Origin of the sequence: Massilia suwonensis (genome assembly GCF_042655665.1) — a bacterium.
Classification (GTDB): Bacteria; Pseudomonadota; Gammaproteobacteria; order Burkholderiales; family Burkholderiaceae_D; genus Telluria; species Telluria suwonensis.
The window spans coordinates 1-25,329 of sequence record NZ_JBHSMR010000013.1 but is presented as its reverse complement, the minus strand read 5'-3'; the positions used below and the strand labels follow the sequence as shown (position 1 = coordinate 25,329).

At 67.3% G+C, this 25,329-nt stretch carries 22 protein-coding genes; 10 read left to right on the top strand and 12 right to left on the bottom strand.

The features are described 5' to 3' along the window. Positions 1-111: 111 nt before the first annotated feature. The 9 genes from ACFPQ5_RS08025 to ACFPQ5_RS07985 are packed head-to-tail and all read right to left on the bottom strand — an operon-like array spanning position 112 to position 9,834. The gene (locus tag ACFPQ5_RS08025; protein ID WP_379753270.1) at positions 112-3,228 is read right to left on the bottom strand and encodes a DUF6701 domain-containing protein; all 3,117 of its coding nucleotides are present in this window, start codon (positions 3,226-3,228) and stop codon (positions 112-114) included. Beyond that, positions 3,225-3,698, bottom strand: a complete 474-nt coding sequence (locus tag ACFPQ5_RS08020) for an agglutinin biogenesis protein MshP (RefSeq protein ID WP_379753267.1) — start codon at positions 3,696-3,698, stop codon at positions 3,225-3,227. The genes ACFPQ5_RS08025 and ACFPQ5_RS08020 overlap by 4 nt, the downstream gene beginning before the upstream one ends. After that, positions 3,695-4,579, bottom strand: coding sequence for a PulJ/GspJ family protein (locus tag ACFPQ5_RS08015; RefSeq protein ID WP_379753264.1), 885 nt, complete (start codon positions 4,577-4,579; stop codon positions 3,695-3,697). Before ACFPQ5_RS08015 ends, ACFPQ5_RS08020 begins: the two co-directional genes overlap by 4 nt. Beyond that, the gene (locus ACFPQ5_RS08010; RefSeq protein WP_379753261.1) at positions 4,576-5,193 is read right to left on the bottom strand and encodes a prepilin-type N-terminal cleavage/methylation domain-containing protein; all 618 of its coding nucleotides are present in this window, start codon (positions 5,191-5,193) and stop codon (positions 4,576-4,578) included. The genes ACFPQ5_RS08015 and ACFPQ5_RS08010 overlap by 4 nt, the downstream gene beginning before the upstream one ends. After that, positions 5,183-5,743: a prepilin-type N-terminal cleavage/methylation domain-containing protein gene (locus ACFPQ5_RS08005; protein ID WP_379753258.1), complete on the bottom strand. Its 561-nt coding sequence runs from the start codon at positions 5,741-5,743 to the stop codon at positions 5,183-5,185. The genes ACFPQ5_RS08010 and ACFPQ5_RS08005 overlap by 11 nt, the downstream gene beginning before the upstream one ends. Positions 5,744-5,780: 37 nt before the next feature. Then, positions 5,781-6,320: a type II secretion system protein gene (locus tag ACFPQ5_RS08000; protein WP_379753255.1), complete on the bottom strand. Its 540-nt coding sequence runs from the start codon at positions 6,318-6,320 to the stop codon at positions 5,781-5,783. Further along, on the bottom strand, positions 6,317-6,892 hold the full coding sequence (locus ACFPQ5_RS07995; protein WP_379753252.1) for a hypothetical protein: 576 nt from the start codon (positions 6,890-6,892) through the stop codon (positions 6,317-6,319). The genes ACFPQ5_RS08000 and ACFPQ5_RS07995 overlap by 4 nt, the downstream gene beginning before the upstream one ends. After that, the gene (locus ACFPQ5_RS07990) at positions 6,892-8,127 is read right to left on the bottom strand and encodes a type II secretion system F family protein (protein WP_379753249.1); all 1,236 of its coding nucleotides are present in this window, start codon (positions 8,125-8,127) and stop codon (positions 6,892-6,894) included. The genes ACFPQ5_RS07995 and ACFPQ5_RS07990 overlap by 1 nt, the downstream gene beginning before the upstream one ends. A 3-nt stretch (positions 8,128-8,130) precedes the next feature. Continuing rightward, positions 8,131-9,834, bottom strand: coding sequence for a GspE/PulE family protein (locus tag ACFPQ5_RS07985; RefSeq protein ID WP_379753246.1), 1,704 nt, complete (start codon positions 9,832-9,834; stop codon positions 8,131-8,133). A gap of 250 nt (positions 9,835-10,084) precedes the next feature. Between ACFPQ5_RS07985 and ACFPQ5_RS07980 the strand changes: the two genes are divergently transcribed. From ACFPQ5_RS07980 to ACFPQ5_RS07955, 6 genes are all read left to right on the top strand, one after another. After that, on the top strand, positions 10,085-10,789 hold the full coding sequence (locus tag ACFPQ5_RS07980) for a histidine phosphatase family protein (RefSeq protein WP_379753243.1): 705 nt from the start codon (positions 10,085-10,087) through the stop codon (positions 10,787-10,789). A gap of 106 nt (positions 10,790-10,895) precedes the next feature. Continuing rightward, complete coding sequence (locus ACFPQ5_RS07975) at positions 10,896-11,939, top strand: phosphotransferase (RefSeq protein ID WP_379760034.1); 1,044 nt, start codon at positions 10,896-10,898, stop codon at positions 11,937-11,939. Positions 11,940-11,956: 17 nt separating this feature from the next. After that, positions 11,957-13,186, top strand: a complete 1,230-nt coding sequence (locus ACFPQ5_RS07970) for an acyl-CoA dehydrogenase family protein (protein ID WP_379753240.1) — start codon at positions 11,957-11,959, stop codon at positions 13,184-13,186. Positions 13,187-13,307: 121 nt separating this feature from the next. Continuing rightward, positions 13,308-17,687: a PAS domain-containing protein gene (locus tag ACFPQ5_RS07965; RefSeq protein WP_379753237.1), complete on the top strand. Its 4,380-nt coding sequence runs from the start codon at positions 13,308-13,310 to the stop codon at positions 17,685-17,687. Positions 17,688-17,698: 11 nt separating this feature from the next. Beyond that, positions 17,699-18,655 (top strand): diguanylate cyclase, encoded by a 957-nt coding sequence (locus tag ACFPQ5_RS07960; protein ID WP_379753234.1) that lies wholly within the window; start codon positions 17,699-17,701, stop codon positions 18,653-18,655. Next, positions 18,652-19,116, top strand: a complete 465-nt coding sequence (locus ACFPQ5_RS07955; RefSeq protein ID WP_379753231.1) for a nuclear transport factor 2 family protein — start codon at positions 18,652-18,654, stop codon at positions 19,114-19,116. The genes ACFPQ5_RS07960 and ACFPQ5_RS07955 overlap by 4 nt, the downstream gene beginning before the upstream one ends. Here ACFPQ5_RS07955 and ACFPQ5_RS07950 read toward each other — a convergent pair. Further along, the gene (locus ACFPQ5_RS07950) at positions 19,104-19,499 is read right to left on the bottom strand and encodes a hypothetical protein (RefSeq protein WP_379753228.1); all 396 of its coding nucleotides are present in this window, start codon (positions 19,497-19,499) and stop codon (positions 19,104-19,106) included. The genes ACFPQ5_RS07955 and ACFPQ5_RS07950 overlap by 13 nt on opposite strands. A gap of 58 nt (positions 19,500-19,557) precedes the next feature. Next, positions 19,558-20,103, bottom strand: a complete 546-nt coding sequence (locus ACFPQ5_RS07945; RefSeq protein WP_379753225.1) for a hypothetical protein — start codon at positions 20,101-20,103, stop codon at positions 19,558-19,560. A 197-nt stretch (positions 20,104-20,300) separates the two neighbouring features. Between ACFPQ5_RS07945 and ilvD the strand changes: the two genes are divergently transcribed. From ilvD to ACFPQ5_RS07930, 3 genes are all read left to right on the top strand, one after another. Beyond that, positions 20,301-22,163: a dihydroxy-acid dehydratase gene (ilvD, locus tag ACFPQ5_RS07940; RefSeq protein WP_379753222.1), complete on the top strand. Its 1,863-nt coding sequence runs from the start codon at positions 20,301-20,303 to the stop codon at positions 22,161-22,163. Between the two features lie 32 nt (positions 22,164-22,195). Further along, positions 22,196-22,771 (top strand): recombinase family protein, encoded by a 576-nt coding sequence (locus tag ACFPQ5_RS07935; RefSeq protein WP_379753218.1) that lies wholly within the window; start codon positions 22,196-22,198, stop codon positions 22,769-22,771. Between the two features lie 103 nt (positions 22,772-22,874). Next, positions 22,875-24,188 carry an MFS transporter gene (locus ACFPQ5_RS07930; RefSeq protein ID WP_379753215.1) on the top strand — a complete coding sequence of 438 codons (1,314 nt, stop codon included), beginning with the start codon at positions 22,875-22,877 and terminating at the stop codon, positions 24,186-24,188. Here ACFPQ5_RS07930 and ACFPQ5_RS07925 read toward each other — a convergent pair. Then, positions 24,178-24,615, bottom strand: a complete 438-nt coding sequence (locus ACFPQ5_RS07925; RefSeq protein ID WP_379753212.1) for an ankyrin repeat domain-containing protein — start codon at positions 24,613-24,615, stop codon at positions 24,178-24,180. The two genes, ACFPQ5_RS07930 and ACFPQ5_RS07925, sit on opposite strands and share 11 nt — an antisense overlap. A gap of 231 nt (positions 24,616-24,846) precedes the next feature. Here ACFPQ5_RS07925 and ACFPQ5_RS07920 point away from each other — a divergent pair, with 231 nt between their 5' ends. After that, a complete protein-coding gene (locus ACFPQ5_RS07920) occupies positions 24,847-25,221 on the top strand; it encodes an SMI1/KNR4 family protein (protein ID WP_379753209.1) in 375 nt (124 codons plus the stop codon). Positions 25,222-25,329: the final 108 nt, after the last annotated feature.

Below are 25,329 nucleotides of genomic sequence, written 5' to 3'. Positions count from 1 at the left end.
ATGGTAGGACCGTAGAGACTTGATTATATTCAAGTTCGCCGGTTTTACCGAATAAAATCGCTCGGCGGCAACACCGAACGGGCGTGCCCGCGACAGCGCTCAGCGCATCGTCTAGAAATACAGCTCGCGAACGTAGATCACGGGAGTACGGTAGCTGCCGAATGTGATCCGTCCGGTCGTGCTGGGCAGCCAGGTCCAGGCGTTGTAGCGCAGCGTGACCGTGCCGCTGCGCGCTGCGCCGCCCGCGCGCTTGCCCGGCGCGCGCAGGCGCAGCACGCCCTTCCCGGCGGCCATCGGGATGCGCGCCGTGCCGGCCGCGCCGACGACGTTGGCGCAGACTTCGCCGGCGTCGAGGAACTTGCCGCCGCAGGCCAGCACGGCGACTTCGCCGGCCGTCACGCCGCCGCCTGGCGAATCTGCAAAGCCGGGATTGAACAGCCAGCCGGCCGCGCCGGCGAAGTATTCCGCGCGCAGGCCGAGCGGCGTGGCGAGCGTATCGGTGCCGAGCGCGTTCGGCACCTTCAGGCGTCCGTTCAGCACCAGCATGCCGCCGTCCTCGGAGACTTCGTCGCCGCTGCGCAGCGAGCTGATGACGATCTCGCTGGTCGTGCTGCCGAGGTTGGCGGCCGCGCGCACGAAGATGGTGCGCGGCTCGCTGACGGCCGCCCCTGGCTGGGTATCGACGTAGGCATTGGCAAGCGTGAAGCGCGCCCTGCCCTGCACCGGATAGGTATCGAGCTTGGTGGCCGGATCGGTCACCTTGGCCGGCTTGCCGATCACGACGGGGACAGTGCCGGTCGGCGTGGTCAGCGGCGTCGCCGTCGCCACGTCGCCGTTCGCCCGCACGGCCGTGAGGGTGATGTCGCGGTACCAGTCGCCGTTGAAGTTCTGGACCAGGTTGTTGTTGGCGTTGTAGGCCTCGACCGTCACGTCGAAGGGCTGGCCCGAGTACACGGCGCCCCTGCTTTCGCGCGGGCAGGTGTAGGCCTCCGGCAGGCTCTTCGGACAATCGAAGGGGCCAAGCGGGATGGTCTTGAAATAGGCCGGATAAAAGCGCCCGACGGGCACCGTGTTGCCCTTCACCGTGGCGCCCAGGTAGGTGACGAAGGTGCCCCCGGGTACGTCCGGATCGGGCAGGCCGAGCACGAAGTTGGTCGCGCCCACCTCGCTCCAGGAAGCCGTGATGGTGGCGAGGTGGGCGGACTTGTCCCATACCGGCGGGACCTGCGAGAGTTCGCCCTGGCTCGGCAGCTCTACCGCTTTGGAGAAACTCAGGGGCAGCTCGGGCGGCGTGTCCTCGTTGCCGAAGTTCGGCGCATACACGGTTGTGCCGGGTGGGCTGGCGAGCAGCGCGCGGACCTGCAGCGTCAGGTCGGCGCCGGCCGGTGCGAAGGCGGCGCCATCGCCCTTGATGCTCCCGGGATTCTCGAGCGTGCCGTACTTGATGCTGTCGAGGACGATGCGCGATGGCGCCACCACGAACTCCCCGGTCGAGGCGGTGACGGTCCCTGCCATCAGGCTGAGCTTGACCTTGCCGATGTCGTTATACAGGAAGGTCTGCGCGACCGACACCGCGTTGGCGGGGAACTTGACCGCCGCCGCGTCCGACCATTTGGCCGGCAGGCCGGCCGCGGCGCAGGCGGGAACAGTGGCGCCGGCATAGCTGGCGGCAACCGTGCCGCTGTCGGGATTGACGCAGTCGAGCGAGAACTGCAGCGAGGCCGTGGTCTCCGCCGTCTTGCTCGGGGCCGTCGGCACGCCGTTGGCGATGGCGGTGAGGTAGATGGACTTGCTGGCGCCGCCCACTGCCGACGCGGCATAGGTCTTGCAGGTCTGGCCGGCCGTGCCGATCGCGATGCCGGCCACGCATGCGCTGTCGGTGAAGACGTAGCTGGTGGTGGCGCCTGTCGGCGGCGGCGTGACGGCGGCGGGCGCCGCGGTGCCCGTGTTCGAGGCCGCGTTGTTGGCCGCATTGTCGTCGTCGGTGCCCTTCACCGTCACGGTCGTGGTCTTGTCGCCGGTGGTGCTGACGCCGGCGGTGATGGTCAGCGGCGCCGCGTTCGTATCCGGCGCGATCGCCGCGCGGTAGGTGCAGGTGACGGTCGCGCCGCTCGCCAGGCAGCTCCAGTTGGTACCGTTGCCGGAGACGAAGCTCATCCCCGCGGGCAGGGTCTGGGTGATGGTGATCGGCCCTGCATCGGTGTAGGGCCCATTGTTGGTGACCGTGACCGTATAGGCGGCGTTGCGGCCCACCTGCAGCGCGCCCGGACGCGCAATCGCCACCGAGAGGTCGGAAATCGGCATGGTCGGCACCAGCAGCACCTCGGCGTTCAGCAGCACCAGGTCCTGGCCGGTGCGGTAGGAAGTCGACACGCGCGCGTCGTAGCCGGACCAGATCACGACCTCGGTGTCGTAGGCGTCGAAGTCGATGCCGTAGGAGGCGCTGTCCCTGTTGATGTTGCTCTTCGAATTGAACTGGTTGCCTTCGGGGTTGAACGAGTCGGTCATCTCGGTGCCCTCGAAGCGCAGGCGTTCGCCGTCCTGGGACAGGGTCGAGTCGCCCTCCCAGGTGATGTGGCCGACGCGCGCCTTTTCCTTGACCGGATACGAAGTACGGTTCCAGCGGAAGTTGCTGGCGTTGACGACGACTTCGCTGTTCTGCACGTAGCGGAAGCCCTCGTACAGGTTCAGCACGCGCTCGGGCTGGGTCGGGTGCGAGTACACGACCAGCAGCGAGAAGCCGCCCAGCACCGCTTCCGAGGCGCACCAGGGACTGCCGTTCGACACCGTCAGGCCCGAAAAATTATAGGTGCCGCCGCCCTTGAGCCGGACGATGTCGGTAACGTCGGCCGCGCCGCCGAAATAATTGTAGCCGCCGCCGATGGTGCTGGACGTGTACTTGCGGGTGGCCGTCACCGAGCGGCCCTCGAAGGTGACGGTGCTGTCGCTGGGGCCCGAGCCGGCCCAGTAGAGCTGGGCCGAAACCACGCTGGCACCGAGCGGCAGCGACAGCGAGGCCGTGCGGTTGGTGCCCGGCGCCGTGATCGTGCAGGCGGCCTTGTTGCTGGCGCCATTGGGCTTGGTGCGCAGCGAGACCTGGGTGCCGGTGAAATTGACCCGGCCGTCGAAGGCTTTCCAGAGCGAGATCGCCGTATCGGCGCGCGCCGCGCCGGCGCAGGCGAACAGGGCCAGGGCCAGCAGGCGCAGCAAGAACAAGCGCGCCCTCATATCTGCACCTCGATCACGCGCCGCACGTAGTCGGGATTGTTCGAGCGGTCCGGACAGACGCCGGCCGCGGCGGGGGCGCAGGCGACGGCGCGGATGATCCAGCGGTCCAGACGGGCATCGGGGTCGGTCGACACCGGCCGCTCGTCGGGGTTGCCGGCCTGGCGGCAGGAGACGATGACGGTGAATTCGCGCAGCACCTTGCCCGCCAGCGCCACCGGATAGACGCCGCCGTCGGCGCAGTTGGTGTCGCGCAGTCGGTGGAACAGTCCCCACTCGATGCCGGCGCGCGCCGCCTGCTGGGCGCGCACGCCCTGCTCGTCGAGCGCGATGCCCTGCTGCTGCTTGTTGAACAGGGTGACCATGGCCACGCCGAGGCCGGCCAGCACCACCAGCAGGAAGATCGCGGTGACGATGCCGACGCCGGCGCTGCGGCGGCGGGCACGGACGGTGAAGAAGGCAGGATGCATCATGGCGTGTTGTCGACGTGGACCTGGTGGACGAGGCGCACGCTGCCGTTGCCGGCGTCGCCGGCGCCGCGCGTGTGCAGGCTCAGGGACAGCAGCACCAGCGCGCTGCGGCGCAGCTCGACGTCGGCCGCGCCATAGCTGAACAGGTTGGCGCAGGAAGCCAGGCGCCGCGCCAGCACGGCCGAGGTGGCGTTGCCGGTCATCGGGTCGGTGATCTCGGCGCGGATGTCGTAGTTGGCGCGGCGCGTCAGCACCAGGCCGCCGCTGCCGTTCTCGCAGCTGTAGGTGACGGGCGTGCTGACGACCTGGAAGCGGCGCCCCGGCGAGGGCATGGGCTCGGCGCGGGCGAAGGGATTGTCCATCAGCTCGAGCCGGGTGCCGCCGGCAAAGGCGCGCGTGCGTACGCGGGCGATGTTGCGGTTGGCGCTGTTGAAGGCGTAGGCGTCGCTCGGCGCCAGGCCCGGACCGAGGTTGTAGACCACGACGTAGTCGCTGGTTTCGACGTCGGTCTGCAGGCCGCCCACCACCATGAAGGTGGTGTTGGCGGGATTGACGAAGTCGAGCACCGGACGGTCGAGCACGGCATCCTCGGCCGCGAGATAGCGCCCGCCGGTCCTGGTGAGCAGGAATTCGATGCTGTCGCCGCCGGCGCTCACGCGCACGCTGTTGGGCAGCGCCAGCCGGATCTCGCGCGCCATGCGGCGCAGGGCCAGGTCCGCCTCGTCGCTCGCTTCGGCGCGCGCGACGGTGTCGGCATAGCTTTGCATCGGGGCGCGGATGAAGACGGCGACGATGGCGCCCAGGATGCCGACGATGACGATGGCGACGATCGCCTCGACCAGGGTGAAGCCGCGGGCGCGGCGAAAGTATGGCGCCGGCTTCATTCGGACCTCGGCACCGGCAGGTAGCGCGCGCGGTAGCCGTCCAGGGTGACCGGCGGGTCGGCGCCCTCGTAGTCGACCACGATGCGGATGCGCAGCGCGTCGGTGTCGGCCCCGGCGCCGGCGGGAATGTCGCCCAGCGCCTCGGGAATGATGGCCACGGTGGCGCGGTAGCCGGCCAGGTTCATGCGCCGGCCGAGGGCGTCGGCCAGCGCGCCGCTGCCGTCGTTGAAGGCGGCGACCGGGTTGCCGTTGGCGGCGCCGTAGTCGTTGACGTTGTCGAAGGGGCGCAGGAAGACGGTGCCGGCGGGCCCCTCGTTGCCGAAGTCTTCGCGCAGCGCGCATTCGCCCGCGTTCTGCGCCGTCTCGGCATTGGCCGAACTCGGATCGCAATAGGTAAAGCCGGCCTGGCGCACTTCCTCGAGCAGGGCTTCGGCGATCATCAGGGCCTGCTTGCGGCGCAGCGGGTCGGCGCTGTTGGCGGTGGTCAGGCGCATGACCTGCACGATGCCGGCCAGCGCGATCGAGACGATCACCATGAACATGATCAGTTCGACCAGGGTGACGCCGCGCTGGGAGCGCAGGCGGCGGCGAAGGGGAGGAAACTCAGTCCACATAGCCGGTCTCCGCCTCGATGGCGATGGTGGTCACGAGGCCCTTGTCCTCGCCCTTGCCCTTGATTTCCAGGCGCCCGCCGAAGCCGTTCAGCATGCGCGCGCGTCCGAGGCCGTCGAAGGCCACGCCTCCGGCCGCCTGCGTTGCGTTACCGGGCCGGCCCATGGTGACGCCGGCGGGCCGGCCTTCGCACATCCACTCGTCCGCATTGCAGGCGGCGCGCGTCGCGCTTGAGGCACTGTTGGCGCCGCCCGGGGCGCGTACGCGGGCGTCCGGCGCCGGGCAGGCGGCATCGTCGGCCAGGCAGACGGAGACGCGGTCCTGCGTCATGTGCACGAAAACGGACTGGTTCTGGGCGATGGCGACTTTCTGCGCGTAGCGCAGCGTCGCCTTGACCTGTTCGGTCCAGGCGACGGTGTCGAAGCTGGTGCGTTCGAAGAAGCGGCTGGCGGCGACGGTGCCGAGGATGCCGATGAGGATGATGACGATGACCAGTTCCACCATGGTGAAGCCATGGTGGAACCGCTTGCCGCGGCTGGATGCAGGATGCAAGGAGCGAGGATGCAAGCCAGCCACGGGCGGGGGAGGATTACTCGCAGTTGGCGACGGTTGGCGCGGTGCCGTTGCCGAGGGTGATGGTCGGCGCGCGGTTGGCCAGGGTGGCGCCGGTGTAGAGCACGTAGCAGGTGGCGGCCTTGGTGGTCGTGGCGAGGCTTGCCGGGACCAGCGCGAACTGGCTTGCACCCAGGGTCGGCTTGTTGGCGTGCGAGCTGGTCGCGGTCACGATGGCGTAGTCGTTGGTCGACAGGCCGGCGGCGGTCGCCAGGGCCAGTGCCTGCGCGTCGTCGGTCACGGCCGGATAGCCCGAGGTGGTGTCCATCGCCACGTTGGTGCCTTCCACCGTGATGTTGGCAGCGCCGCCCGGGGTCACCAGGTATTTACCGTGGGTCATGGCCGAGGTCGCGCTCAGGGCGCCCTTGGCGGCGTTCAGGCTCGCCAGGCGCGCTTCGCCGCTCAGGCTGGCAAACTTCGGCAGTGCGGTCGCGGCCAGGATGCCGAGGATGACGATCACGACGATCAGTTCGATCAGGGTAAAACCGCCTTGCGCTGCTTTGATGCTCTTGTTCATTGCTTTTTCTCCGAGAAATGTAGGCGCGGAAGGGACCCCGCAATATTGTTGAAAGCGACCGCCTGTTCGTTCAGCTCCGTGAGCACCAGGCCTGAGGTGCCCCTTGCCTGCCTGTCTGCACGGGCCGGGGCGGAAACACCAATGAATTCTACCTTGAAGATCAGAATTTTTTGTATCCCAGAAGAAAAAGTTTTCTCGGCGGATGGAAGATAGACAAGGGCGTGGCGGCTGCGGTCGAAGTACCAATTCCCCTTCGGGAGTGCCTCATTTTTGGGCGCGTAGTACTCGCCAAGGTAGTTTTTCGGCCGATCTTGCAACCATGTCATCGGATTCTGTTGGGCAAGTGCCAACAAACCAGGCTCACCCGTTGTCGAAATGATCCCGGCCGACTGCACGGCCAGCGCCGTGCGCAAGGAACCGAGGAGTTGTTTTGCCGCGACGCGCTCGGATTCGGCCTCGTAGCTGGTGATGCAATTCAGCAACACTCCCGCCAGCAAGGCCGCCAGGATGGTGGCCACGGCCAGTTCCAGCCGCGTCGCTCCGCCCTGCGTCCGAACGCGCGGCGTCTTCATCAGCGATGCAGGGCCGCCTTGCCCAGGTCCCAGATCGGCAGGAAGATACCGAGCGCCATCACCAGCACCATCACGCCGAGGAAGGTGATCAGGATCGGCTCGATCTGGCTCGACAGGGTCTTCAGCTCGTAGTCGACTTCGCGTTCGTACATCAGCGCGATCTCGTCCATCAGGTCGTCGAGCGAACCGGTTTCCTCGCCCACGGCGATCATCTGCAGCACGATCGGCGTGAACACGTTCGCCGCGGTCGAGGTGCGCAGGATGCTTTCGCCGCGCTCGACGCCGTCGCGCATCTGCTCGATGCGCGCGGCCAGGTAGGCGTTGTCGGCGGTCTGGGCCACCACGGTCAGGGCCTGCACCATCGGCACGCCGCTCCGGATCGAGAGCGCGAAGCTGCGCGCGAAGCGGGCCATGGTCGCCTTGTGGATGATCTTGCCGGCGATCGGAAAGCGCAGCTTGCGCCGGTCCCAGGTATAGCGTCCGGCCGCCGTGCCCAGCCAGGAGCGGAAGGCGACCAGGCCGCCCACCGTGACGCCAAGCAGCAGCGGCCAGTAGTCGAGGGTGAAGCGCGAGGTCGCCATCAGGATGCGCGTCATCAGCGGCAGCGTCGCGTGGAAGCTCTCGAACACCTTGGCGAACTGCGGGATCACGAACATGTTCACGATCACCATGGCGACGACCATCGCGATCATCACGAAGCTCGGGTAGCGCAGCGCCGTCTTGACCCGGTCGCGCATGTCGCGGTCGAATTCGAGGTGGTCGAACAGGCGCAGGAACACCTCTTCCAGGCGGCCCGTCATCTCGCCCACGCGCACCATCGACAGGTAGAAGCTGCTGAAGCACTCGGGGTGGCGGCGCATCGCGCTTGATAATTCGCGGCCCGAGTCGAGCGACTCGCGCAGGTCCTTGATCACGCGTGCAAACGCGGGACTGGTGCTCGACTCCTGCAGGCCGCCCAGGCCGCGCATGATCGGCACGCCGGATTTCAGGAGCGTATGCATCTGGCGCGAGAACAGCTGCACGTCCATCGACGTGACCTTTTTCTCGCGCAGGCGGCGCCAGGTGTCGCCCAGGTCGCCGCTGCCGGCCGTGGTGCGGCGGGTCGGCAGGATCTCGACCGGGGTCACGCCGGTGCCGAACAGCTGGTCGGCGACGGCCCCGCTGTCCGCCGCTTCCAGTACCCCTTGCATCAGTTCGCCGCGCGCGTTGCGGCCTTTGTAGGCGAAGAATGGCATCGTTTAGTCTTCGGTCTGATTACTGATGCGCATGGCTTCGCCGATCGTCGTGCGGCCCTGCACGGCCAGCGCCACGCCGTGGCGGCGCAGCGTGTGGCCGCCCATCTCCTCGTGCGCGACCTTCAGGAAGTGGCTCGGGTCGGGATGGTTGGCGGCGTCGGTCACGGCGCGCGTCATTTCCAGCAGTTCGTAGACGCCTGTGCGGCCGCGGTAGCCGGTGCCGTTGCAGTGCGAGCAGCCCTTACCATGGAAGAACCGGGCCTGCTCCACGAAGGCGCCGAGTTCCGCGCGCAGCCAGGTCACCTCCGGCGGCGTCGGCGCATACGGCGTCGAGCAGCTTTCGCAGATCACGCGCACCAGGCGCTGTGCCAGCACGGCCTGCAGCGAGCCGCCCACCATGTAGCGCGGCACGCCCATGTCCATCAGGCGCAGCGGCGTCGATGCCGCATCGTTGGTGTGCAGGGTCGAGAGCACCAGGTGACCCGTCATCGCGGCGCGCAGGCCGATCTGCGCCGTTTCCTGGTCGCGCATCTCGCCCACCAGCACGATGTCCGGGTCCTGGCGCAGGGCCGAACGCAGCACGCGCGCAAAGGACAGGTCGATCTTGTCGTTGACCTGCACCTGGTTGATGCCCTGCAGCCGGTATTCGACCGGGTCCTCGACCGTGATCAGCTTCTTCTCGACCGAGTTCAGTTCCGCCAGCGCGCTGTACAGGGTGGTGGTCTTGCCGCTACCCGTCGGCCCGGTCACCAGCACCAGGCCGTTCGGACGCTGGACGATGGCGCGGAAGCGCTCCAGCATCTTGCGCGGCATGCCGATCGATTCCAGGCGCAGCGTATTGCCGGCCTGGTTCAGGAGTCGCATCACGACCGACTCGCCGTACTGGGTCGGCATGGTCGAGATACGCACGTCGATGCGCTGGTTTTTGACCTTCATGGCGAAGCGGCCGTCCTGCGGCAGGCGCTTTTCCGAGATGTCCAGGTCGGCCATCAGTTTCAGGCGCAGCGCCAGCGGCGTGGCGATCTTGATGTCGGCCTCGGTCTGCAGGTGCAGCACGCCGTCGATGCGGAAGCGGATCTGCAGGCGCCCTTCCTGCGGCTCGATGTGTATGTCGGACGCGCGCACTTGCGCCGCATCGTCGAACACCGACTGCAGCAGTTTCACGACCGGCGCTTCTTCCAGGCCCGGGTTCGCGGTCATGGCGCCGAAATCGACGAAGGCGTCGCCGACGTCCGCTTCCACCTCTTTGGCGAAATCGGTGATCTCGCCGGTGCGGCGGTAGATGCGGTCGATCGTGTGCAGCACCTCGGTCTCGTTGACCACGGCCAGCTCGACGTTCTTGCGCAGCAGGCGCGCGATCTCGTCGTAGGCGAACAGGTCGGTCGGATCGGACACGCCGACCAGCAGACCGCCTTCGCGCTCTTCCAGCACCAGCGCGCGGAAGCGGCGCGCGGCCGTTTCCGGCAGCAGGCGCACCAGGGCGTCGCTGATGTTGTAGAACTTGAGGTTGATGTAGGGGATGTTCAGCTGGCGCGCCAAGGCGCCGGAGATCTGCTCTTCGGTGACGAAGCCGTTCTCGACGAACACGCGCCCGAGCTTGCGGCCGGTGCGCTTCTGGTCTGCGAGCGCCTGGTTCAGCTGTTCCTCGGACAACAGCTTTTGCTGCACCAGGATTTCACCGAGCCTGACTTTTTCTGGCCTTGCCATACTACCCCTTCGATTGCCTGCATGAATGGGGGATTATTCTAAGGCAGAAAGCCGCAATATTTACCGTTGGAATTTGTTTTGTGGTGGAAAGGCAGCGCTCGGCGGTAATGCGCTGTAAGATAAACAAGATTAATTTGCAAAGATACCCGTAGGGTGGGCGCCCTGTGCCCACCATCCGCAAGCCGGCAAACACGAATCGCAGGTCCGCGTGGGCACGGGGCGCCCACCCTACCCACCATGAGGGAGCAGCATGCAAGAACAAGCTTCAGCCCGTCGCCGTGTCTACCTGATGCGCCACGGCAGCGTCACCTACTTCGACGCCGCCGGCCGCCCCGTCCTCCCCGAACAAGTCCCTCTCAACGAGCTGGGCCGCAGCCAGGCCGACGCCGCCGGCCACGCCTTTGCCGCCGCCGGCATCCAGTTCGACCGCGTCATCGTCTCCGGCCTGCCCCGCACCGTCGAAACCGCCGCCCGCGTGCTGGCCGTGACGCAGCAGCAGATCGAACCCGAGACCTGGCCCGAACTCCACGAAATCCGCGGCGGCCGCCTCTCCACTATCCCGAAGGACGAACTGAAACGCGCCTTCACCGGCGCCTTCGAAGGCCTGGTCGAGCCGGGCCAGCGCTTCCTCGGCGGCGAGTCGGTCGGCGAAATGATGGACCGCGTCCACCCCGCCCTCGACCGTCTGCGCGCCGATCGACATTGGGACACGGTGTTGCTGGTCATGCACGGCGGCGTCAACTGCGCCATCCTGTCGCTGGCCCTGACCGGCCAGAGAATGTTCCTCGGCGGCCTGGCGCAAGAGGCCGGCTGCATCAACGCCCTCGACGTCGGCGCCGACGAACGAGACTGGGTGGTGCGCTTCGTGAACCACGTGCCGCCCTCCCCGCTGCAGCCCGAGGCGCGCACAACCACCATGGAACAGCTGTTCCAACAGTACCGCCGGGCCAGCTAAAAAAGTTAACAAAATAAATAGTACGATCGTTCACTTCATCAGCTACAATCAATCGACAACACAGTTCAGAACAACACAGGAGGAGACGCCAGTGTACGAAGAAATGATGGGGACCAAGCCGGTCTCCGAGCGCCAGAAGTTCGATGTCGAGGCGCTGGCCGGATGGCTGCGGGCCAATGTGCCGGACTTCCCGGCCGGCCCGCTCGAAGTCGAGCAGTTCAAGGGCGGGCAATCGAACCCGACCTTCAAGCTGCGCGCCGGCGACAGGCAATATGTGCTGCGCACCAAACCCGGCCCGGCCGCCAAGCTGCTGCCCTCGGCCCACGCCATCGACCGCGAATTCCGGGTCATGAACGCCCTCAACAAGGCCGGCTTCCCGGCGCCGCGCCAGATCGCCCTTTGCACCGACGAATCCGTCATCGGCCGCGCCTTCTTCCTGATGGACTTCGTCGAAGGCCGCGTGCTCTGGGAGCAATCGCTGCCCGGCATGAGCAAGGAGGAACGCGGCGCCATCTACGACGAGCTGAACCGCGTGATCGCCCAGCTCCACACCGTGGATTACGCCGCCATCGGCTTGGCCGACTACGGCAAGCCCGGCAATTATTTCGCGCGCCAGATCGAGCGCTGGACCAAACAGTACCAGGCCTCCGTCACCGAGCCGATCGAGGCGATGGACCGCCTGATCGAATGGCTGCCCAAGAACATCCCGCCCGGCGAAGACACCTCGATCGTCCACGGCGACTTCCGGCTGGATAACATCATCTTCCACCCGACCGAGCCGCGCATCCTGGCCGTGCTCGACTGGGAGCTGTCGACCCTGGGCCACCCGCTGGCCGACTTCAGTTACCACTGCATGAGCTGGTACATCGAGCCCGGCAAGTTCCGCGGCATCGGCGGGCTGGATCTCGCCAGCCTCGGCATCCCGGACCTGGAAACCTACGTCGCCCGCTACTGCGAGCGCACCGGCAAGACGGTGCGCATGGAAGATTTCAACTTTTATCTGGCCTATAACATGTTCCGCCTCGCCGGCATCATGCAAGGCATCATGAAACGCTACGTCGACGGCACCGCCTCGAGCGCACAGGCGCTGGAAAACGGCAAGGCCGCCCGCCCGATGGCCGAGATGGCCTGGCAATTCGCAAACCGCTGAGAATAAAGAGAGAGACCATGGACTTCGACTATTCCGACCGCTGCAAGGAACTGCGTACCCGCCTGCTCGCCTTCATGGACGAGCACATCTATCCGAACGAAAAAGCCTACAAACAGGAAGTCGACGCCAACGGCGCCAAGGGCAACCGCTGGGTGCCGACCGAGATCATCGAGCGCCTGAAACCGCTGGCGCGCGAACAGGGCCTGTGGAATCTGTTCCTGCCGAAGTCCAAGCGCGCTCCCGAGGGCCTGTCGAACCTCGACTACGCGCCGCTGTGCGAAATCATGGGCCGCGTGGGCTGGGCGCCCGAAGTGTTCAACTGCTCGGCGCCGGATACCGGCAACATGGAAACCCTGGAGCGCTACGCCAGCGAAGAGCACAAGACGCGCTGGCTGGAACCGCTGTTGCGCGGCGAGATCCGCTCGGCCTTCGCCATGACCGAGCCGGACGTGGCCTCGTCGGACGCCACCAACATCGCCACCCGCATCGAGCGCGACGGCGACGAGTACGTCATCAACGGCCATAAATGGTGGATCTCGGGCGCCGGCGACCCGCGCTGCCAGATCTTCATCGTCATGGGCAAGAACGATCCGAACGCGGCGCGCCACCAGCAGCAGTCGATGATCCTGGTCCCAAGCGACACCCCGGGCATCACGATCAAGCGTCCGCTGCCCGTGTTCGGCTACGACGACGCCCCGCACGGCCACTGCGAGATCCTGTTCGAAAACGTGCGCGTCCCCGCCGCCAACATGCTGCTCGGCGAAGGCCGCGGCTTCGAGATCGCCCAGGGCCGCCTGGGGCCGGGCCGCATCCACCACTGCATGCGCGCCATCGGCGTGGCCGAGCGCGCGCTGGAACTGATGTGCAAGCGCCTGGACTCGCGCGTCGCCTTCGGCAAGCGCATTTCCGAACAGGGCGTCTGGCGCGAACGCATCGCCGAGGCGCGCATCCGCATCGACACGGCGCGCCTGCTGACCCTGAAGGCCGCGTGGATGATGGACACGGTCGGCAACAAGGTCGCGGCGGCCGAGATCGCGATGATCAAGGTGCTGGCGCCGAACGTGGCCCAGCAGGTGCTGGACTGGGCGATCCAGGCCCACGGCGCCGGCGGCGTCTCGGACGACTTCCCGCTGGCCTCGCAGTGGGCCGGCAACCGCACGCTGCGCCTGGCCGACGGTCCGGACGAAGTACACCGCAATGCCATCGCCAAGGTCGAACTGGCGAAATACCTTGTCAAGCCGGCATGAGTTGTTGCTGAGGATCTACAAATAAAGGGGATGGCGGCAGTCCGTGCTACCGTCCCCTCGTGCTCTTGGCTACCATGCTCGCTGGCGGCGCACCCCGCGCCGCCGCTGACATGGATCCGTTTTGCCACCGTTTCGCCGCACCGCCCTGCCTTCGATCCGTTCGAAGCTGTTCACGCTCGTCCTCGCCAGCCTGCTGCCCCTGCTGTTCGCCTACATCGCCTTCGTCCACGACGCGGGCCGGCGTGAAGGGGAGCACGTGGCGCGCGACGCCGCGACCGTCACCCGCGCGCTGGCGGCGGCGCTCGACCGCGACCTGGAAAGCGCCGAGACGGCCGCGCGGGTGGCCGCGGCCTGGCCCTCGCTCGCCCCCGGCAGCCTGGAACGATTCCACACCGAGGCGCGCCGCCTGCTGCGCCCCGAATTCGCCGTCTCCAACTTCGCCCTGAGCGGCGCCGATGCCCGGCCCCTTCTCGACACCCGCCACGCCTACGGCAGCGCCTTGCCCGAGATGCCCAACCGCGACTCGGTCGAGGCCGTCCTGCTGCGCGGCGACGCCCGCATCTCCGGCCTGTACCGGCCCGGACCTGGGCAGGCCTTCGTGTTCTCGGCCGACGTGCCGGTCTGGCGCGAGGGCAAGGTGGCCTACGTGCTGTCGAGCCAGGTGCGCCCGAAGCGCATCGCCGACCTGCTCGGCGCCCAGCAGCTGCCGCCCGGCTGGATCGCCGAGATCTTCGACGGCCGCGGCCTGGTGGTGGCGCGCAATATCGGGGGCGCCACCCGGGTCGGGACGCCGATCAACGGCGTACTGGCCTCGAACGCGGCCGCCAGTCCCGAAGGCGTGGCCGCCCTGCCCGACGAAGGCGACGGCGTGGCGCGCCACGCGGCCTGGATGCGCTCGGGTCAACACGGCTGGCTGGTCGCGGTCACCTATCCCGACAACGCCGCGCGCGAACTGCTCGGCAACAGCCTGCCGGCCACCGTCGCCGTGGGCAGCGCCATGCTGGGCCTGGGCCTGCTGCTGGCCTGGACCATCGGCGGCGGCATCGCGCGCTCGGTGCAGGGCCTGGTCGGCCCGGCGATCGCGCTCGGACGCGGCGAGCCGCTGCGGCTGGCGCCCCCTGCGATCGGCGAGACCTTCGAAGTGGCCGCGGCCTTGCAGGAGGTCGAGGGCGAGCTGCTGCGCTACCGCAGCCAATTGGAAGCGCGCGTGGCCGACCGTACGGCCGAACTGGAACGCCTGAACGTGCGCCTGGAAACCGTGTACGCGACCGCGCCGGTGGGCCTGTGCTTCGTCGACCGCGAGCTGCGCTTCGTGATGATCAACGACTACCTGGCCGCGATCAATGCCGTGCCGGCCCTGGCCCACCTGGGACGCACCCTGCCCGAACTGCTGGGCGAGGTCGGCGTCGAATTCGAGGCGCCCTACCGGCGCGTGCTGGAAACCGGGCGCGCCCTGCGCGACCTGGAAGTGGCGGGCGAAGTGCCGGCAGAGCCGGGCGTGATCCGCCACTGGCTGTCGAGCTACTATCCTGTGTTCGGGCCGCAGCGCGAGCTGGTCGGCATCAACGCGGTCGTGATCGACATCACCGAGCGCAAGCAGCTGGAACAGCGCAACCGCGACAACGAAGAGATGTTCCGCGTGCTGTTCGAAGGCTCGGGCGACGCCCAGGCTCTGCTCGCCTACAACGCCCATTTCGTCAGCGTGAACCCGGCCGCGGCGCGCATGTTCGGCTACAGCGTCGAGGAGCTGACGCTGCTCGCGCCGGCCAGCATCTCGCCCGAATTCCAGCCCAACGGGCGCCGCTCGGACGCGTACTCGACCGAACTGATGCGCCGCGCGCTGGACGAAGGCGGCATCCAGTTCGAATGGGTGAACCAGCGCCGCAACGGCAGCAACTTCCACGCCGACGTCAAGCTGACCAGCATCGACATCGGCGGGCGCGGCATGCTGCAGGCGACGATCCGCGACATCAGCGAACGCGTGGCCGCCGACGCCGCCCTGCGCGCCAGCGGTGCCCAGCTGCGCCAGCGCGAGCGCTTCATCCGCACCGTCACCGACAACCTGCCGGCCCTGGTCAGCTACTGGGACGCCGACGAGCGCCTGCGCTTCGCCAACCGGCCGGCGCTGGCCTGGCTCGGCACCGAAGACGAAGCGGCCGTGCTCGGGCAGCCTGTCGGCGACCTGGTCCCGGCCGACATCCTGGCCCAGCTGCGGCCCTATGTGGCGGGCGTGCTGGCGGGCCGGCCGCAGAGCTTCGAGGAAGCGCTGCGCAATCCGCAAGGCGAGCCGGTCCACGTCTGGGGCAGCTACCTGCCCGACGTCGACAGCGCCGGCCGCGTGCGCGGCTTCTACGCGCTGCACGCGGACATCTCGGCACTCAAGCTCACCGAAGGGCGCCTGGTGGAAGCGCTGCGCGAAGCCGAGCAGGCCAGCCGCGCGAAGAGCGAATTCCTCGGCAACATGAGCCACGAGATCCGCACGCCGATGAACGCCATCATGGGCCTGGCGCGCCTGCTGGAAGAAGCCCCGCTGGGCCGGCGCGAGCGCGCCCACCTGGCTCACATCAAGCGCGCCTCGAACGCGCTGCTGGGCATCCTGAACGACCTGCTCGACTACGCCAAGACCGACGCCGGCCAGCTGGTGCTGGAGCAGACGCCCCTGCAGCTGGACGCCATCCTGCAGGGCATCGCCGTGTTGACCGCGCCGGACGCCCGCGCCAAGGGCATCGAGACCGTGTTTAAGGTGGCCCCGGACGTGCCGCGCCTGCTGCGCGGCGATCCGGTCCGCCTCGAGCAGGTGCTGCTCAATCTGGTCGGCAATGCCGTCAAGTTCACCGACAGCGGCGAGATCCTGCTGTCGGTGGAGGTGGCCGCGCGCAGCCCGGGCCGGGTGCGCCTGCGCTTTGCGGTGCTCGACACCGGCATCGGCATCGCCGCGAGCGAGCAGGCGCGCCTGTTCGAACCCTTCTCGCAGGGCGACAGCTCGACCGGCCGCAAGTACGGCGGCGTCGGCCTCGGCCTGTCGATCGCGCGCCGCCTGGTCGCCCTGATGGGCGGTGTGCTCGCCGTGGACAGCAGCCCTGGGCGTGGGTCGACCTTCCACTTCGAGGCGGACTTCGGCGACATGGAACCGGCCGCGCTGTCCGCTCCACTTGCGATGCCGCGCGCCCTGGTGTTCGCGCTGTCGGGGAATACCGAAGCGGCGCTGCTTGCTGGCTTGCGCGGCGCCGGCTGGGAGCCGGTCTGCGTGGGCGACAGCAGCGCGGCGCAAGCTGCTTCCAGTGCCGGGGACTGCGCGCTGTTGTTCGCCGATGCCGCCGCTTCCGGCCTCGACGCATTGCCCGCCTTGCCGCCGACCGTGCTGCTGGTGCCCGATGCCGCCGTCGAACCGCCCGCCCTGCCCGCCGCCCCGCGCGTTGCCCTGCTCGGCAAGCCCTTTACGCGCACCGCACTGGAAGCGGCGATCCGCGAGGCGCAAGGCACGGCCGCCCCGGAGGCGCCGCAGCCTGCTCCGCTGGAAGCGCGCCTGGCCGGCCTGCGCGTGCTGGTGGTCGAGGACAATGCCATCAACCAGGAAGTGGCGACCTATGTGCTGACCCACGCCGGCGCGCTGGTTACGGTGGCGGCCGACGGCGCCGAAGCGCTGGCCCTGCTGGGCGGGGTCGATGCCGCATTCGATGCGGTCCTGATGGACTTGCAGATGCCGGTGATGAACGGTTACCAGGCCACCGAGGCGATCCGCGCCATGGGCCTGCACGCGCTGCCGGTGATCGCGATGAGCGCCAACAGCAGCATGGAAGACCGCCGCCAGGCGTTCGACGCCGGCATGGACGAACATCTTGCGAAACCGATCGACGTCGACGAACTGGTGGACACGCTGGCGCGCATGACGGGCCGCGGCGGCGCGGCGCGGACAGAGGCGACCATGCCTGCCGTTGTCCCGCGCCTGCCCGGGCTTGACCTGCAGGCGGCCCTGCCCCGTTTCGGCGGCAGCCTGGACGCCTTTGCCGCCGTCTTCGCCCGCTTCGTCGCCGGCGCCGGCGCCAGCTTCGACGAACTGCACGCGCTGGCGGCAAGCGGCGAGCGCGACGCCGCCCTGGTAGCGGCGCACCGCCTGCGCGGGGTGGCCGCCAACCTCGGCGCCGTCGACCTGGCCTCCCAGGCGCAGGCGCTGGAAAGCGCGCTGCGCGCGGGCGACGACGGCGCCGCGGCGCGCCACCTGGCCCTGCTGGAACCGGCGCTGGCGCCGCTGCAGGCGGCGGCGCGCGAGTTGGCTCCCAGTTCGGCTCCGGCCGCGCCCGCGCAAGTGGACGGGGCCAGTCCGGCCCAGCTGCTAGAATTGCTCAGGAATAACAATTTGAAGGCCCTGGCCGCGCACGCGGCGCTCGCGCCCGGCCTTGCCGCCCTGCTGGGTGCGAGCGCGGCGGCCGAGCTCGCCGACGCGGTCGGCACGCTGCGTTTCGACCGCGCCGCGCAGCTGCTGGGAGCTATACTGGAATAAAGAGGAGACGCATGAGCTGGAGCGAGCTGGCCCTGAACGGGCGCATCCTGGTGGTCGACGACGCCATGGAAAACATCCAGATCCTGCATGCGGCATTGCAGGACGCGCACGAGGTGCTGTTCGCGCTCGACGGCAGCCGCGCGCTCGACCTGGCCCAGGCCCAGCGTCCCGACCTGATCCTGCTCGACGCCGTCATGCCCGGCATGGACGGCTACGCGGTGCTGCAAGCCCTGCGCGCCGCCCCCGAAACGAGCGGCATCCCCGTCATTTTCGTCACTGCCCTCACCTCGCCCGAAGACGAAACCCGCGCGCTTGACGCCGGCGCGGCCGACTTCATCAGCAAACCGGTGAACGCGGCCGTGGTGCGCGCCCGCGTGAGGACCCAGCTGACGGTAAAGCGCCAGGCCGACGCGCTGCGCGCCATGAGCCTGACCGACAGCCTCACCGGCGTGGCGAACCGCCGCGCCTTCAGCGAGCGGATCGACAACGAATGGCGCCGCTGCGGCCGCGCCGCGCTGCCGATGGCGCTGATCCTGGCCGACATCGACCACTTCAAGCTCTACAACGACCACTACGGCCACCAGGCCGGCGACGCCTGCCTGGAACAGGTCGCGCGCGCCTTCTGCCGCGCCGCCAACCGCGCCCAGGACCTGGTGGCGCGCTACGGCGGCGAGGAGTTCGCGATCCTGCTGCCCGAGACCGATGCTTGCGGCGCGCGTTGCGTGGCGCAGCGGGTGCTGGACGAACTGGCGGCGCTGGGCATCGCGCATGCGGTTTCGCCGACCAGCGCGCTCCTCACCAGCAGCATGGGCATCGCCGCGCTGGTGCCGGATCACCGGACGCAGACGAGCGCCACGCTGATCCGGGCGGCCGATGGGGCGCTGTACCAGGCCAAGGCGGACGGGCGCAACCGCTACTGCATGGCGCCCGACGCGCCGGCCGGCCAGCCTGGAAACGGCGCGGCATGAGGGCACTGACTCGCGCCGCCGTGCTGATCGCCCTGCTGACCGGCATGCCGGCGGGCGCCGCGGCCACCGGCGAGATCGAGGCGGCCTTGCTGAAACTCGAACAACAGCGCGCCGATGCGATCCTGCGGCGCGACATCCCGGCCCTGCGCCGGCTGATGGACCGCTATTATCGTCACGTCGAAAGCCGCGGCCGCGTACGCAGCAAGACCGGGCTGCTCACGGCGCTCGAGCGCGACGAGTTCCGTTTTCAGACTTACGAGAACGAGTCGGCCGAAGTCCAGGTGCTCGATGGCGGCAAGTCCGCCATCGTCGCCGGCGTCTTCCGCAGCCGCCAGGAAGGCGGCAAGCCCTTCCGCGGCCGCTTCGTGCGCGTCTGGGTGCGCGAGGCGGAGGGCTGGAAGAACACCTTCCATCAGGGCACGGAGATCCGGCCGGCGACGGAAGGCTGTCAGTGCAAATGAGCCGGGGCCGGCGCGACATACTTGCTGCCGAGTGCAAGCTTGGCATTCGCCTGGGTCACATGCTTGAAGAAGGGCTTGCCCGCGCCTTCGGAAATGAAGAGGAAGTATTCACCATGCGCGTTGCGGGCGAACCGGTGCACACGCACCAGACCGAGATTGGCCTCGTCGTCGCTCAAGCCTTCCTGGCGCTCGTCCACGATCTCGGCGGTACTGCCGTCGAAACATAGCTCGGGAAACTCGCCATCGACGGCGAGCAGGCGAAATTCCTCGTCGATGCGCGCGAGGAGACGCAGGTCCTCGTCTCTCCAGCGCTGCTGGAAAGCGCCGATGACGCCACACACCGAGAAGAAAACAAGGACTGCCAATATCATTGCCATGTTCATGCGTCCTCAAGCGCCCTCGGGCACGATCCGGCCAGTGTACGGGTTTGCCGGCCCGAGCCTAGGCAATCTTCAGGATGCCTGCGTCGATCAGTTCGGCATTCGCGCGCCGCATCGCCCCCGCATAGCGCTCGTTATGGAAGGCCAGCCCGTATTGCGCGAGCTGCTGGCCGCCGATCCATGCTTCGGTGAGCGCGACGGGCTGGTAGTAGGTGCCGCCCGGCTGCCTGGACTTGCGGGTGGCGTAATACCCGGCGGTCAGCAAGGCCGAGAGCACCAGCGCGCTGTAGAACAGGTTATCGCCCATGAAGCGTGGCAGCGAGCTTGAAGCGATCACGACAGCCAGGAAGACAATGGATGTTACCAGGCAATACACCATCCCCTTGGCCAGCCAGCCGTGGCGCACGCGCTTGGCGGATCGCTTGCAGTCCGCGCAATACGGGAAGGCTTCGGTCAGCGTCAGTTCGGTGCCGAAGACGAGGAAGAAACGCACCTGTTTCATCGGCGTGTCGACGAACTCGAGCGGTCCGTGGGCACCGCAGTTGCAGCAGCAGTCCGGCGGGGTCGTTAGTGACAGCCGGGCCGAGGTGTAGCTCCCAACGAACATCGGGTTCTCCTAGTCGTGTGATTAGTGGTCATCCTTGCCATAAGTCTACGACAATAGTTTACTCAAGGCAACAATTTAACAAAGGTTGTCCGCTGCTGTGATACGCAAAAAGAATCACAGCGCGCCAAATCGCATATTGGACATATCAATGTCGATACGGCATGCTGAAGCGATCATTTTTCGCTTCAGGAACCGCCATGCCGACCTACCGCTCCCACACCACCACCCAGGGCCGCAACATGGCCGGCGCCCGCGCCCTGTGGCGCGCCACCGGCATGAAGGACGGCGACTTCGACAAGCCGATCATCGCCGTGGTGAACTCCTTCACCCAGTTCGTGCCCGGCCACGTGCACCTGAAGGACCTGGGCCAGCTGGTCGCGCGCGAGATCGAGGCGGCCGGCGGCGTGGCCAAGGAATTCAATACGATCGCGGTCGACGACGGCATCGCCATGGGCCACGGCGGCATGCTGTATTCGCTGCCCTCGCGCGACCTCATCGCCGACTCGGTCGAGTACATGGTCAACGCCCACTGCGCCGACGCCATGGTCTGCATCTCGAACTGCGACAAGATCACGCCCGGCATGCTGATGGCCGCGATGCGCCTGAACATCCCGACCGTGTTCGTCTCGGGCGGCCCGATGGAAGCCGGCAAGGTGGTGAAAGTCGTGAACAACGAACGCAAGGTCATCAAGCTCGACCTGATCGACGCCATGATCAAGGCCGGCGACGACAAGGTGTCGGATGCCGACGTGCTGGAAGCGGAGCGCTCGGCCTGCCCGACCTGCGGCTCCTGCTCGGGCATGTTCACGGCAAACTCGATGAACTGCCTGACCGAGGCGCTGGGCCTGTCCCTGCCGGGCAACGGCACCATCGTCGCCACGCACGCGGACCGCAAGGAGCTGTTCCTGAAGGCCGGCCTCCTGATCGTCGAACTGGCGAAACGCCACTACGAAGGCGACGACTACTCGGTCCTGCCGCGCTCCATCGCGACCCGCGCGGCGTTCGAAAACGCGATGGCGCTCGACGTCTCGATGGGCGGATCGACCAACACCGTGCTGCACCTCTTGGCCGCCGCGCACGAGGCGCAGGTCGATTTCACGATGGCCGACATCGACCGCATCTCGCGCCAGGTGCCCTGCCTGTGCAAGGTCGCGCCGATGACCGACAAATACCACATCGAGGACGTGCACCGCGCCGGCGGCATCGTCGCGATCCTGGGCGAACTGGCGCGCGCCGGTTTGCTCGATACCTCGCTGCCGACCGTGCACAGCCCGTCGCTGCAGGCGGCGATCGACAAATACGACATCCGCGTCAGCGACGAGCGCGCCGTCCATGAGCTGTTCCGCGCGGCGCCAGGCGGCGTGCCGACCCAGGTCGCATTCTCGCAGGCCGAGCGCTACGCCTCCAACGACATCGACCGCAGCACGGGCTGCATCCGCGACCGCGCCCACGCCTACTCGCAGGACGGGGGCCTCGCGGTCCTGTACGGGAACATCGCCGCCAAGGGCTGCATCGTCAAGACGGCCGGCGTCGACGAAAGCATTCTGAAATTCTCCGGCAAGGCGCGCGTGTTCGAAAGCCAGGACGCCGCGGTCGAAGCGATCCTCGGCGACCAGGTCCATGCGGGCGACGTCGTCATCATCCGCTACGAAGGCCCGAAGGGCGGCCCCGGCATGCAGGAGATGCTGTATCCGACTTCGTACATCAAATCAAAGGGACTGGGTAAAGCCTGCGCCCTGTTCACGGACGGGCGCTTCTCGGGCGGCTCCTCGGGCCTGGTGATCGGCCACGCCTCGCCGGAAGCGGCCGAAGGCGGCGCGATCGGGCTGGTAGAAGAAGGCGACACCATCGACATCGACATCCCGGCACGCACCATCGATCTGCGCGTGACGGACGGCGAACTGGCCGAACGGCGCGCGGCGATGGAAGCGCGCGGGCGCGACGCCTGGCAGCCTGTCGGACGCGAACGCGCGGTCTCGCAGGCGCTGCAAGCCTACGCGGCCTTGACCACCTCGGCCGACCGCGGCGCGGTACGCGACCTGTCCCAGCTGAAGCGCTGAACATCGGCGTAACGGGAATCGGGGGCGATGCAATGGCGGTTTTCGGATACGGATGGACAAGCAATAGCAGTCAGCACAGCGGGCAGCAACGCCGCATGCTGGAGCATGCCGGCTACGAACTCGCGCACTGGTTTGCCGACGACTGCGCCAGCGAGCCGCGTCCGGCCGCGCAGCGCTTCGAATTCCAGCGCCTGCTCGGACGCATCGGCAGGCACGACCGCCTGGTCGTGTGCACGCTCGACTGCCTGGGCCAGGATGCGCGCGACATCGTTTCGCAGGTCCGGACACTGGCCCTGCGCCGCAGCGAAGTCGTCGTCCTCCAGCTCGGCAGCTTCGACCTGGCCGGTGCCGCCGGCCAGGCCGTCCTGGCGGCGCTGGCTGCCGTGGCGGACATGGATCCTCATCCGGCCGACCCGGCATGCATGACGCCGATCGCCACGGCGCCGCAAGCCAGGACGCGCGGCCGTCCGGTCTGCACCACCCAGGCCCAGCGCGCCCTGATCGTCCAGCAGCACCGGGCCGGCGAATCGATCAGCGCCCTCGCCCGCGCGGCGAACTTGTCGCGCGCGAGCATCATGCGCATCGTGCGGGCGACGAGCCTGCAATAAGGCCGCGCGATTCGCTTGCCGGCACTGAGCCGTCCTTAAGATATATATACTGGAGCCGTGCCGGCCGGCGCTTTCACCCTCATCCAGCAAGGTCAACAACAACATGGACTCTCCTACCCTTTCGGCGGGCGCCGCGCAAGCGCAGCGCGAGCAAATGGAAACGCGTACCTATGCCAAGGTGACCGCGCGCCTGCTTCCCTTCCTGTTCATCTGCTACGTCGCGGCCTACCTCGACCGCGTCAACGTCGGCTTCGCCAAACTGCAGATGCTCAGCGACCTGCAGTTCAGCGAAACCGTCTATGGACTCGGGGCCGGCATCTTCTTCATCGGCTACTTCCTGTTCGAAGTCCCCAGCAACATCATCCTGCACAAGGTCGGCGCGCGGGTCTGGATCGGCCGCATCATGATCACCTGGGCCATCCTGTCCGCGGCGACGGCCTACGTCACCACGCCCACCATGTTCTACGTGGTGCGCTTCTTCCTCGGCGTCGCCGAGGCCGGCTTCTTCCCGGGCATCGTGCTGTATCTGACCTACTGGTTCCCGGCGCAGCGCCGCAGCCGCATGAATGCGCTGTTCATGATCGGTATCCCGATCGCCGGCGTGATCGGCGGGCCGCTGTCGGGCTGGATCCTGAACGCCATGAACGGCATGAACGGGATGGCAGGCTGGAAGTGGCTGTTCCTGGTCGAAGCCGTGCCTTCGCTGATCCTCGGCGTCGTCACGATCTTCTACCTGCCCAACAGCATCCGCGCCGCTTCCTGGCTCAGTACCGAGGAAAAGCGCCTGCTGGAAGAGAACATCGCCAACGACAACTCCGGCAAGGCCGATCACAAGCTGTCCGGCGTATTCGGCAATGCGCGGGTCTGGCTGATGGCGGCGATCTACTTCTGCTGCATGATGGGCCTGTACGGCGTGGGCTTCTACCTGCCGACGCTGATCAAGGCGGCCGGCGTCAAGGATGCGCTCGACGTCGGCCTGCTGACCGCCATCCCCTACGGCTGCGCCGTGGTCGCCATGCTGGCGATTGCGAAAAGCGCCGACCGCACCCGCGAGCGCCGCTGGCACTTCACGGTCGCCAGCGCGTTTGGCGGCATCGGCCTGCTGCTGGCCACCATCTACGGCGACAACGTCGTGCTGGCCATGGCCGCGCTCTCGCTCGGCACCGCCGGCCTGCTGGCCACCATGCCGGTGTTCTGGACCTATCCGAGCGCCATCCTGGGCGGCACCGCGGCCGCCGCCGGCATCGCCATGATCAATTCGATCGGCAACCTGGCCGGCTTCGTCAGCCCGTCGATCATCGGCTGGATGAAGGACGTGACCCAGAGCACGAATGCGGGCATGTACGTGGTGTCGGCTGCCCTGCTGCTGGGCGCGGTACTGGCCTTGCTGCAGCCGCGCAGCCTGGTCAATCGGTAGACGGCGCGCTAGACGGCGCGGCCTTGTCGGTCAAGGCCTTGCCCAGCCCCAGGAAGGCTGCGCCCGCATCGCTGTGGGGCAGCAGCAGTTCGATGCAGCGCTGGCTGCCGCTGGAGGCGGCCCACATCAGGGCCGTCCAGCCGTCCCCGTCCTGCGCGTGCGCATCGCTGACCGGCAGCAGCAGCTCGACGCAGCCTGGATGACCGAAGGAAGCCAGCATCAGGGCCGTCTCGCCATCGCGGTCGCTGGCCTGCGGGTCGCTCAGCGGCAGCAGCAGCCTGACGAATTCCTCCTCGCCCTCGACGCAGGCCAGCATCAGCGCCGTGCGTCCCCAACAATCGGTCCTGCGCGCTGAGAGCGGATCGTGCTTGAGTATCCGCTTCAATTCGCGCAGGTTCTTGCGCTCCACTGCCGTAAAGATGTCCACGTCGCCCGCCTTCGACGCCAGTGCCGAGCCTGCCGTCTATTCTCCAGCATAGTCAATGCATGACGAGTTACAAGGAGGGATTGGCAAGGTCTTCAATTTCGCGCGTTCATCAGACGTGTTCTTGTCGTCGAAGCAACGGTGGCGTACACTGAGCCGTTCCGAATTTCGGTGACCGGCCAGAAGTAGACATTCATCACTGAACAATCCGGCCACGCAAAGTGAGCACATTACATGACTTCAGAAATCGATCCTTTTCGCCCTCCAACCGACGAGGAAATTACCTCTGCAGAGACCCGTTTAGGGGTTATGTTCCATCCTGACTATCGCGCTTTTCTAAAAGGCGGAGGGGACGTTGGCAACGCTGTATTTGACCCAGCCGTCGTATTGCCGGGGTCAGGCTACTGCGATCTTTTTGAAATAGCGCAGTACGCGTGGGAGAACGCGGGTGTACCTCGCGACCTCGTCCCCTTCATTGAAGACAATGGGGACTACTTCTGCATTTCTCCCTCCGGCGAAGTCTCCTACTGGTCTCATAACGGAGCAACGTCGGAACGTTGGCCCAGCCTGTCGAACTGGTTCCAACAGGTTTGCGTTGAACGTCGATAGACACTACAACGACACGAACCCGTCAAAGCGCAATGTCCGTTTCGGGTCTATTGTGTTGAAAAACTCCGCCTGAGTTTGCGATCTCGACGACCTGTCGCTGTCTAACAG

What these genes read in the sequence shown, in the direction of transcription:
- ACFPQ5_RS07930 (WP_379753215.1), top strand. Translation starts at nt 22,875, where the DNA reads ATGGACTCTCCTACCCTTTCGGCGGGCGCCGCGCAAGCGCAGCGCGAG.
- ACFPQ5_RS07955 (WP_379753231.1), top strand. Translation starts at nt 18,652, where the DNA reads ATGAGGGCACTGACTCGCGCCGCCGTGCTGATCGCCCTGCTGACCGGC.
- ACFPQ5_RS07935 (WP_379753218.1), top strand. Translation starts at nt 22,196, where the DNA reads ATGGCGGTTTTCGGATACGGATGGACAAGCAATAGCAGTCAGCACAGC.
- ACFPQ5_RS07995 (WP_379753252.1), bottom strand. Translation starts at nt 6,892, where the DNA reads ATGAAGACGCCGCGCGTTCGGACGCAGGGCGGAGCGACGCGGCTGGAA.
- ACFPQ5_RS07980 (WP_379753243.1), top strand. Translation starts at nt 10,085, where the DNA reads ATGCAAGAACAAGCTTCAGCCCGTCGCCGTGTCTACCTGATGCGCCAC.
- ACFPQ5_RS07985 (WP_379753246.1), bottom strand. Translation starts at nt 9,834, where the DNA reads ATGGCAAGGCCAGAAAAAGTCAGGCTCGGTGAAATCCTGGTGCAGCAA.
- ACFPQ5_RS07945 (WP_379753225.1), bottom strand. Translation starts at nt 20,103, where the DNA reads ATGTTCGTTGGGAGCTACACCTCGGCCCGGCTGTCACTAACGACCCCG.
- ACFPQ5_RS07990 (WP_379753249.1), bottom strand. Translation starts at nt 8,127, where the DNA reads ATGCCATTCTTCGCCTACAAAGGCCGCAACGCGCGCGGCGAACTGATG.
- ACFPQ5_RS08025 (WP_379753270.1), bottom strand. Translation starts at nt 3,228, where the DNA reads ATGAGGGCGCGCTTGTTCTTGCTGCGCCTGCTGGCCCTGGCCCTGTTC.
- ACFPQ5_RS07975 (WP_379760034.1), top strand. Translation starts at nt 10,896, where the DNA reads ATGGGGACCAAGCCGGTCTCCGAGCGCCAGAAGTTCGATGTCGAGGCG.
- ACFPQ5_RS08015 (WP_379753264.1), bottom strand. Translation starts at nt 4,579, where the DNA reads ATGAAGCCGGCGCCATACTTTCGCCGCGCCCGCGGCTTCACCCTGGTC.
- ACFPQ5_RS07970 (WP_379753240.1), top strand. Translation starts at nt 11,957, where the DNA reads ATGGACTTCGACTATTCCGACCGCTGCAAGGAACTGCGTACCCGCCTG.
- ilvD (WP_379753222.1), top strand. Translation starts at nt 20,301, where the DNA reads ATGCCGACCTACCGCTCCCACACCACCACCCAGGGCCGCAACATGGCC.
- ACFPQ5_RS07920 (WP_379753209.1), top strand. Translation starts at nt 24,847, where the DNA reads ATGACTTCAGAAATCGATCCTTTTCGCCCTCCAACCGACGAGGAAATT.
- ACFPQ5_RS08000 (WP_379753255.1), bottom strand. Translation starts at nt 6,320, where the DNA reads ATGAACAAGAGCATCAAAGCAGCGCAAGGCGGTTTTACCCTGATCGAA.
- ACFPQ5_RS07950 (WP_379753228.1), bottom strand. Translation starts at nt 19,499, where the DNA reads ATGAACATGGCAATGATATTGGCAGTCCTTGTTTTCTTCTCGGTGTGT.
- ACFPQ5_RS08010 (WP_379753261.1), bottom strand. Translation starts at nt 5,193, where the DNA reads ATGTGGACTGAGTTTCCTCCCCTTCGCCGCCGCCTGCGCTCCCAGCGC.
- ACFPQ5_RS08020 (WP_379753267.1), bottom strand. Translation starts at nt 3,698, where the DNA reads ATGATGCATCCTGCCTTCTTCACCGTCCGTGCCCGCCGCCGCAGCGCC.
- ACFPQ5_RS07960 (WP_379753234.1), top strand. Translation starts at nt 17,699, where the DNA reads ATGAGCTGGAGCGAGCTGGCCCTGAACGGGCGCATCCTGGTGGTCGAC.